Origin of the sequence: Streptomyces sp. NPDC007189 (assembly GCF_040703635.1) — a bacterium.
In the GTDB taxonomy this organism is placed as follows: domain Bacteria; phylum Actinomycetota; class Actinomycetes; order Streptomycetales; family Streptomycetaceae; genus Streptomyces.
Genome location: NZ_JBEYEY010000005.1, coordinates 442,092 through 450,443 on the forward strand (window position 1 = coordinate 442,092; position 8,352 = coordinate 450,443).

An 8,352-nucleotide genomic window follows, 5' to 3' on the forward strand; every position below is an offset into this window, starting at 1 on the left:
TGGGTGAAAGATTTCACAAAGTGGTGGGGCGCGGGCATGGCCGGGTCAAGCCGCCCCGCGCCCCGCTGACCTCAGCTCATGCGCAGGGCGAGGAAGAAGTCGAGCTTGTCCTCCAGGCGCGACAGGTCCCGTCCCGTCAACTGCTCGATCCGGCTCACCCGGTAGCGCAGCGTGTTGACGTGCAGGTGGAGCCGGGTGGCGCAGCGGGTCCAGGAGCCGTCGCAGTCGAGGAAGGCCTCCAGGGTCGGGATCAGCTCGGCCCGGTGGCGGCGGTCGTACTCCCTGAGCGGGTCCAGCAGGCGGGCGGTGAAGGCGCGGCGGACGTCGTCCGGGACGAAGGGGAGCAGCAGCACGTGCGAGGCCAGCTCCTGGTGCCCGGCGGCGCAGACCCGGCCCGGCCGGGCGGCCGCGACCCGGCGGGCGTGCCGGGCCTCCTCCAGGGCGCCGCGCAGCGCCTCGGCGGAGTGCACGGCCGCGCTGACGCCGAGGGTGAGCCGGCCGTCGTCGTTCAGGCCCGCGGACAGCGTCTCGCGCACCGACCGCAGCAGGGAGTCGGCCAGCAGGCCGGTCTCCGAGCCGTCGTGCTCGGCGGCGACCGCGGGCAGCGGCACCAGGGCGATCGCCTCGTCGCCGGTGTGCGCGACGGCGATCCGGTCCGACGGCTCCGGGCCGGTCGCCAGCGGGTCGACGAGGATCTCCTCCAGCAGGGACTGGGCGACCGGGCCGCCCTCGACCTCTCCGCCCTCCCACTCCACGCGGGCCACCACGACCTGCCAGTGCGGGGCCGCGCCGAGGCCGGGCAGCAGCACCGGGGCGGCCACTCTCAGGCGGGCGGCGATCTCGGCCGGCGCGGCGCCCGTCTGGACCAGCTCCAGCACCTCCTGGGCGAGCCGGCGCCGCACCGTGCGCGCCGCGTCCCGCCGGTCCCGCTCGACGGCGATCAGCTGGGTGACGCCCTGCAGCAGGTCCAGGCGCTCCTCGGGCCAGTCGCCGGCGTCCGCCTCGACGGCCAGCAGCCAGTCCGACAGCACCGTCTCGCGCACGTCGCGGGCGCCCTGCGGGGAGCGGCCGGAGGAGCGGATCGGGAACAGCGAGTACGTCGCGCCGCCCAGCAGGACCCGGTGCGGGCCGCGCCGGCCGGTGCGGGTGGCCGCCAGGTGCTCGGCGGCGAGCTTCGCGCAGGTCTCCGCGGACAGCGCCGGGCCGTGCGCCTCGGAGCCGGCGATCAGCCGCCCGGTCGGGGCCAGCACCCAGGCGCGCAGGTCCAGGTCGGAGCCGAGCAGGTCGAGGACCACGTCCGGGCCGCCGCCCGCCGGGCCCGAGGTCATCATGCGCCGGTGCCGGTCCACCACCGCCGCGAGGTCGCCGGCGCGCTCGCCGGAGACCTGCCGTACGACGTGCTCGGTGATCGTCGCGAACGCCACGGACTCGTGCACCGCGAACAGCGGCAGCCGGTGCTTGGCGCAGGCCACGACCAGGTCGTCGGGTATGTCGCCCAGCTCCGCCTCGCCGGCCGCGAGCGCCGCCACCCCCGCCTGCACCAGGATCCGTACGAACGGCTCGGAGTCGTCGGCGTCCCGGCGCCAGGCCAGGCCGGTGAGCACCAGCTCGCCCCCGGAGAGGTAACGGCTCGGGTCGCGCAGGTCGGTGGTCATGACCCCGCGCACCGACCGGTCCAGCTCCTCCTCGCCGCCGAGCAGCCGCAGGCCCAGCGCATCGGTGTCCAGAAGTGCGCGCAGCCGCATCTCGTCGCCGCCGTTCTTTGTCTCGAAACCTACGATGATCTTGGAGGGTGACGGGGGAGTCACCCGGAATCGGAGCACTGGGCGTCTCCGGGGTCTCCGCACTGTTTCCTGCGGTTCTGCGGGAAATCGGAGAGGTGACCGACGACCTCCGTTCATACGAATCTACAAGATGCCCGCCGTGGCCAGCCAACTCCTTCATGTTTTCGGTGACTGACCCGGCCGGAGCGCTGGACGGTGTACTGAGTCCACTCCACGTGAACAGGACGTGAACGAGCCGGATCCGCCGCCCGCGGAGTGGCTCGATCCGTACGCCCCCCCGAGACCAAGAAGAGAGCCGGTCATGGACTTCCTGCGCCCCGCCGGCCGTCCTCGCGGCGATCCGGGACGCGACCGGGCCGGAGTCCGGCCGCACTCCGGTGCGGCCCGGCCACCGTACGGGACCGCGTAACAACCCCACAGCTCTCCTGGCGGCGCAGGGAACGTCACACACTCCGCCGCGCCGCCCGGAGGAACCCCCTTCGGTTCCGCACCGCTCGCGGGCCCCGAAGCACCACCCCTTTGTTCGTCTCGGGCCGTCCCCCGGGTCGTCCATTCCCAAATCCCGTACCTGACACAGCAGGTGTGCGGGTGTCCCTATGAACCTTGGGAGATGGCACCATGACCCAGCAGTCAGTGGAGCCGACGACCACCGCCGAGGACGCGGGCGCGGGTTCGCGCCCCTCGGCCGGCAGGTCGTGGCTCGACCGGTACTTCCACATATCCGAAAGAGGATCCACCGTCGCGACCGAGGTCCGCGGTGGCGTCACCACCTTCATGGCGATGGCGTACATCCTTCTGCTCAATCCCGTGATCCTCAGCGGCGCGGACAGGTCCGGCGACTCCCTGAGTCAGAAGGCGCTCATCACGGCCACCGCGCTCGGCGCGGCGGCCACCACTCTCCTCATGGGCTGGGTCGGCAAGGTGCCGCTCGCCATGGCCGCCGGACTCTCGGTCTCCGGTGTGCTGGCCGGTCTGGTCATGGGAACCAAGACCCTGACCTGGGCCCAGGGCCTGGGCATGTGCGTCGCGTACGGCGTCGTGATCATGCTCCTGGTGGTCACCGGCCTGCGTGAGATGATCATGAACGCGATCCCGCTGCCGCTCAAGCACGGCATCACGATGGGCATCGGCCTGTTCATCGCGTTCATCGGACTGGTCAAGGCCGGGTTCGTGCACGCCGGAACGGCGACCCCCGTGACGCTGGGCGACAAGGGCGAACTCGTCGGCTGGCCCGTTCTGCTCTTCGCCGTCACGCTGCTGCTCATCTTCGCGCTGCAGACCCGGAACGTCCCGGGCGCCATCCTCATCGGCATCGTCACCGGCACCCTGCTCGCGCTGGTCGTCAACGCCTTCGGGCTCGTGGACGACAAGTCCTGGGCCAACGGCGAGGGCCCGGCGCTGCACGGCGGCGCCGTGTCCATGCCGGACTTCTCGCTCATCGGCAAGGTGTCCTTCGGCGGCCTGGGCGACGTCGGCTACATGACGGTCACCATGATCGTCTTCACCCTCGTGCTCGCCGGTTTCTTCGACGCGATGGCCACCATCATCGGCATCGGCACCGAGGCCAAGCTCGCCGACGAGCGCGGCCGGATGCCGGGCCTGTCCAAGGCGCTGTTCATCGACGGCGCCGGCGGTGTCGTCGGCGGTGTCGTGGGCGGCTCCGGCCAGTCCGTGTTCGTCGAGTCCGCGACCGGCGTCGGCGAGGGCGCCCGCACCGGACTGGCCTCGGTGGTCACCGGCGGCTTCTTCGCCCTGTGTCTCTTCTTCACGCCGATCACGGCGATCGTGCCGCGCGAGGTGGCCTCGGCCGCCCTGGTCACCATCGGCGCGATGATGATGATGAACGCCCGTCACGTGGACTGGGCGGACCGCTCCGTCGCGATCCCGGTCTTCCTCACCGTCGTGATCATGCCGTTCACCTACTCGATCACCCCCGGCGTCGCCGCCGGTGTGATCTCCTACGTCGTCATCAAGCTCGCGCAGGGCAAGTGGCGGGAGATCGGCGCCTTCATGTGGGGACTGACGGTGCTGTTCGTCGTCTACTTCTCCCTGCACCCGGTCCGGGAACTGCTGGGCGTGCACTAGCCGCCCCGCCGGGAGGCGGCGACGGGCCGGCGGACGACCGCCGACCCGTCGCACGTCCCTGTGTCCCTACCGGTCCCGCGTCTCCTCGCGGCGCCGGGGACCGGTTCACGCCCGCCTGAGCAGCCGGTTCGCGGCGCGTCCGAAGACGTACCGTGCCGGTGCCTCCAGTACGGCGTCGACGGCGCGGGGCAGGAAGCGCACGCGCGCCTCCTCGCGCCACAGCACCCGGCTGCGGCCCCCGGGACCCGGCAGGACCTCGATCTCCGCCCAGCCCAGCAGCACCCGGCCGCGTTTCTCCAGGCGGCATCTCCCGCCCTCGCCGTCGGCCGGCGGGCGCCACACCGTCACCTCCATCACGTCGTCGAGGGCCAGCGGACCCACGCCGGTCCGGGCCACGAAGCGTGTCCCCACGCCGGTGGGCCCAGGGGTGAGCACCCGGATCCGGGTCAGCGGGACCGCGTCGGCGTGGCGGGGCCACTCGGTGAGCCGGCGCCACGCCTCGTCGAGGGGGAGCGGGGCCGTACGGGAGAGGGAGAAGATCGGCACGGCACGATCGTAGGCAATGCCGGCCGTCACGCCGGACGTTCGGCCCGCGCCGGACCCGGTCGGGTGGTGGCGTCAGGGCCGGTACACCTTGCCCGGTTGCGGCTTTCCGGGGGCGAGCAGCTGAGGCACCGTCACGAAGACGTAGCCGCGCGCCTTCAGCGCGTCGATGATGCCGGGCACGGCGGGCACGGTCCCCCGGTAGATGTCGTGCAGCAGGATGATCCCGTCGCGCGAGGCCTGGTCCAGGACCCGCTTGGTGATGAGCGCCGAGTCCTCGGTGGTGTAGTCCTTGGCGGTCACGCTCCACAGCACCTCCGCCAGGCCCTCCTTTTCGGCGATCTCGTGCACGTTGGAGTCGGTACGGCCCTGCGGCGGGCGCATCAGCGTGGGCCTGCGTCCGGTGAGCCGCTCGATCGCGTCGTCGGGGCGCTTGAGTTCCTCGCGTATCTGCGCGTCCGGTATCCGCGTGAGGATCTTGTGGTCCCAGGTGTGGCTCGCCACCTCGTGACCCTCGGCGGCCATCCGCTTGACCAGCTGCGGGTACTTCTCGATGTGGTTCTTGCCGAGCAGGAAGAAGGTGGCCGGGACCTTCTTCTGCTTGAGGATGTCGAGCAAACGCGCGGAGTTCTCGCTGGGGCCGGCGTCGAAGGTGAGCGCGATGCACTTGGCCTCGCGGCAGTCGACGGTCCCGAACCTCGCCGGGGCGCCGTGTGCGGCCGCGGCCCGCGCGGTGCTCGGTGCGGTCGTGTCGACCTGGGCACAGCCGGACAGCGTGAGCGCCAGTCCCAGGGCGGCCGAGGCGAGCGCGGCCGGACGCAACCTCCGGGCGGCTTCGCGCATCTTCCTGGTCGCGTGCTGCGGGGTCGGGATCTTGTCGGTCGATTGAGGCATGCGGTGACTATACACTCAGTGTATAGTTCGGGCGTTCGAATATCCCCGCATGCTCCGCGTGCCGCGCCCGCCCGACCGGTTGCACCATGGAAGGAGAGGCACCGCGAAGGAGGACGGCCATGCGCTTCCGGGACCGTGCCGACGCCGGGCGGGAACTCGCCGGACTGCTGAGCGACCTGTGCGCCGAGGGCGCCCTCGCCGATCCCCTCGTCCTCGCCCTGCCGCGCGGCGGCATCGCCGTCGCCGAGCCCATCGCCCGCGCCCTCGACGCGCCGCTCGACGTCCTCGTCGTCCGCAAGATCGGCGCCCCGCACCACCAGGAGTTCGCCGTCGGCGCGCTCATCGGGGACGACCCGCCCCTCTACAACGCCGGCACCCTGGAACGGCTCGGACTGACCGAGGAATCCATGGCCCCGCTGGTCGAACGCGAACGGCAGGAGCTGCGCCGCCGCGAGGAGCGCTACCGCGGCGGCCGTCCGGCGCCGGATCCGGCGGGCCGTACCGTGATCGTCGTCGACGACGGCCTGGCCACCGGCGCCACCGCCCGTGCGGCGCTGCGTCACGTACGGCGCCGGGGGCCCGCGCATCTCATCCTCGCCGTGCCCGTCGGCGCGCCGGACTCCGTGCGGCGGCTCGCCGACGAGGCCGACAGGGTCGTGTGCCCGCACCAGCCGGCCGGGTTCAGCGCGGTGGGGCAGTGGTACGAGGACTTCGAGCAGCTCTCGGACACGGAAGTGCTGGCGGCGCTGGGGCGTTGAGGGAGCGCGTGCTGTGTTGCACCCCGCCTCGCCGGTGTCTGTCGGCGGACTCCCGTCCCCTTCTTGCGTAACGCCCCCGTGCACACCAGTAGTACCGGGCCGGTACGCGGAGTAACCTCAGGGCCATGACGCGCACGGGGGAGCGAGCCGTCAAGTCGTGGTTACGGACACCGTCCTGGATCGCGCGCATCGAGGCGCCGGACGGGCGGGTCCTCGGTGCCGGGGTGCTGCTCGCCCCCGACCAGGTCCTCACCGCGGGCCATGTCGTCCGGCCCGGCCCGGACTACACCGTCCGCCTGGTCGGCGTGCCCGAACTCGCCGCGGTGTCCGGCACGGTGGCCGAGGGCGAGCATGTGCCGCCGCACGAGGACCGCTGGGGCGACCTCAGCGGGGACCTCGCCCTGCTGCGGCTGACCGAGCCCCTGCCCGCGGCGCACACCACCCGCCTCCACCGGCTCGCCACCCCGCACGGACCGGTGAGCATGTACGGCTTCCCGGCCGGCCACGAGGCCGGCCGCTGGCACGGTGCCACCCTCGTCGCCGCCCGCGGCCGGGACAGCCAGGTGCAGCTGCGGCCGCTGACGGAGGGCGAGCTGGCCGCACCCGGATTCAGCGGCGGGGGAGTGGTCGACCACGGCATCAACCAGGTCATCGGCATCGTCCTCGGCGTGGACGAGGGGTTCAGTTACATGAGCCCCACCGAGACCATCCTGCGCCATCTGCCGCAGGTCGCCGCCTGCACCGACGGCGCCGAGGCCGTCGACCCCCGGCTGCGCACCGGAGCCTTCGCCGCGGGCGGCGCGCTGGACGTGCCGTTCGCCACCCAACTCGCCTCCTGGTTCCGGGGCGAGGGCTGGCCCGTGCTGGTCACCGTCGCCCCCGCGCACAGCGACCGCGCCTGGACCCTGAACCGGGCCGTCACCCTCGCCGACCGGGAACTGCGCACCGACCGCAACACCAGCGGCTTCAGCCACGACCCGCCCGAGACGGTGCCCCCGGCCGGCGCGCACGACCTCGCCCTGGACGTCAAGGGACTGACGGCCGCCGGCGTCATGGACCGGATCGCCGCCCGCCTGGGCATCCGCGACGACATCCGGCCCGAGCGGCTCGGCGCCCTGCGCGTCCCGCTCGCCGCCGTCCTGGTCGGCGTCGACCAGTGTGCCGAACCCGTCGCCCTGCTGGGCCTGGCGGACCGGCTCGCCCGGCAAGGGGCGCGGCTGCTGCTGGTCTTCCGCCGCCCTGGAGTACGCGCCGACGAGGCCGACGAGATGCTCGTACGCCATCCGCTGCGCGACCGCTGGAGCCGGCTGAACACCGAACTGGACCGGATCACCGAGGAGCTGGGGCCGAGCCTCGACCGGCTCCGGGACCGTGTGCTGCCCGGACCCGGCGCCGGGCAGCTGGTGGAGCAGGCCGAGGCGGGCGTACGGCGCACGCGGATGTTGCGCGCCTGGGTCGACCACACCCCCGAGCGGGAGCGCGAACCGGCGCGCGCTGATCTGCTGTTCACCTTCGAGGACGCCGCCGACCGCCGCCGGCAGCGCCTGGAGCAGGCGATCGGCGCGCTCGAGGCCCGGCTGCGCCGCCGCGAGGAACTCCTCGGCCGGGTCGGCGCCGAGTGGCCGCTGTGCCGCGAACGCGCCGCGCAGGGCGACCGGCTCATGGAGGCCTACCGGCTCTACGAGCACGCCCTGTCCCTCCTGCGGCACACCCCCTGCGACATCGTGCGGGCCGAGGCCGCCGTGGACCGCTTCGTCGGCTTCTGCTCGGCCTCCGCACCGACGACCCCGGGCACGCCGACGACCCCGGGCACGCCGACAGCCCCGGCCGCGCCGACGGCCCCGGCAGCACCGGCGGCCCCGGCAACTCCGGCCGACTCGGCGGCGCCGGCCGGTCCGCGCGAGCGGACGCGGCCCACCGGACCCGCCGCATCCCCTGCATCCGGCGCGCCGCGAACACCGGCCGACCCAGAAGCGCCGGGCGGGCCGGGAACACCGCCGGACCCCGAAGTACCGGAGGATCCGTCAGGGCCGGCAGGTCCGGGAGCGTCGGCGGACGCGGGGGTGCGGGCTGAGCCCACCGGACTGGCCGCACGCACCGGACGCACCACAGCCGGTGCGCCGGAGGCACCTGCCGCACCCGCCGCGTCCGGCGTCCCGGGCGGCCCGGGTACACCGGCCGACCCCGAAGCGCCGGAGGATCCGTCAGGGCCGGCAGGTCCGGGAGCGTCGGCGGACGCGGGGGTGCGGGCTGAGCCCACCGGACTGGCCGCACGCACCGGACGCACC

General features: G+C 73.4%; 6 protein-coding genes. 3 read left to right on the top strand and 3 right to left on the bottom strand.

Annotated elements, in window-relative coordinates:
• Nucleotides 1-71: 71 nt before the first annotated feature.
• Nucleotides 72-1,745 (bottom strand): PucR family transcriptional regulator ligand-binding domain-containing protein, encoded by a 1,674-nt coding sequence (locus tag AB0950_RS13905; RefSeq protein WP_360148527.1) that lies wholly within the window; start codon nucleotides 1,743-1,745, stop codon nucleotides 72-74.
• Nucleotides 1,746-2,402: 657 nt separating this feature from the next.
• Here AB0950_RS13905 and AB0950_RS13910 point away from each other — a divergent pair.
• Nucleotides 2,403-3,869: an NCS2 family permease gene (locus tag AB0950_RS13910; RefSeq protein ID WP_360147471.1), complete on the top strand. Its 1,467-nt coding sequence runs from the start codon at nucleotides 2,403-2,405 to the stop codon at nucleotides 3,867-3,869.
• Nucleotides 3,870-3,974: 105 nt separating this feature from the next.
• Here AB0950_RS13910 and AB0950_RS13915 read toward each other — a convergent pair whose 3' ends face one another.
• Both AB0950_RS13915 and AB0950_RS13920 read right to left on the bottom strand, forming a co-directional pair.
• The gene (locus AB0950_RS13915; protein ID WP_360147468.1) at nucleotides 3,975-4,415 is read right to left on the bottom strand and encodes an SRPBCC family protein; all 441 of its coding nucleotides are present in this window, start codon (nucleotides 4,413-4,415) and stop codon (nucleotides 3,975-3,977) included.
• Between the two features lie 72 nt (nucleotides 4,416-4,487).
• Nucleotides 4,488-5,255 (bottom strand): polysaccharide deacetylase family protein, encoded by a 768-nt coding sequence (locus AB0950_RS13920; protein WP_360148524.1) that lies wholly within the window; start codon nucleotides 5,253-5,255, stop codon nucleotides 4,488-4,490.
• A 170-nt stretch (nucleotides 5,256-5,425) separates the two neighbouring features.
• On the opposite strand from AB0950_RS13920, the gene AB0950_RS13925 reads away from it, so the two are divergent.
• Complete coding sequence (locus AB0950_RS13925; protein ID WP_360147465.1) at nucleotides 5,426-6,064, top strand: phosphoribosyltransferase family protein; 639 nt, start codon at nucleotides 5,426-5,428, stop codon at nucleotides 6,062-6,064.
• A gap of 125 nt (nucleotides 6,065-6,189) precedes the next feature.
• Nucleotides 6,190-8,352: trypsin-like peptidase domain-containing protein (locus tag AB0950_RS13930; RefSeq protein ID WP_366778573.1), on the top strand; the 2,163-nt coding region annotated here is incomplete at its 3' end.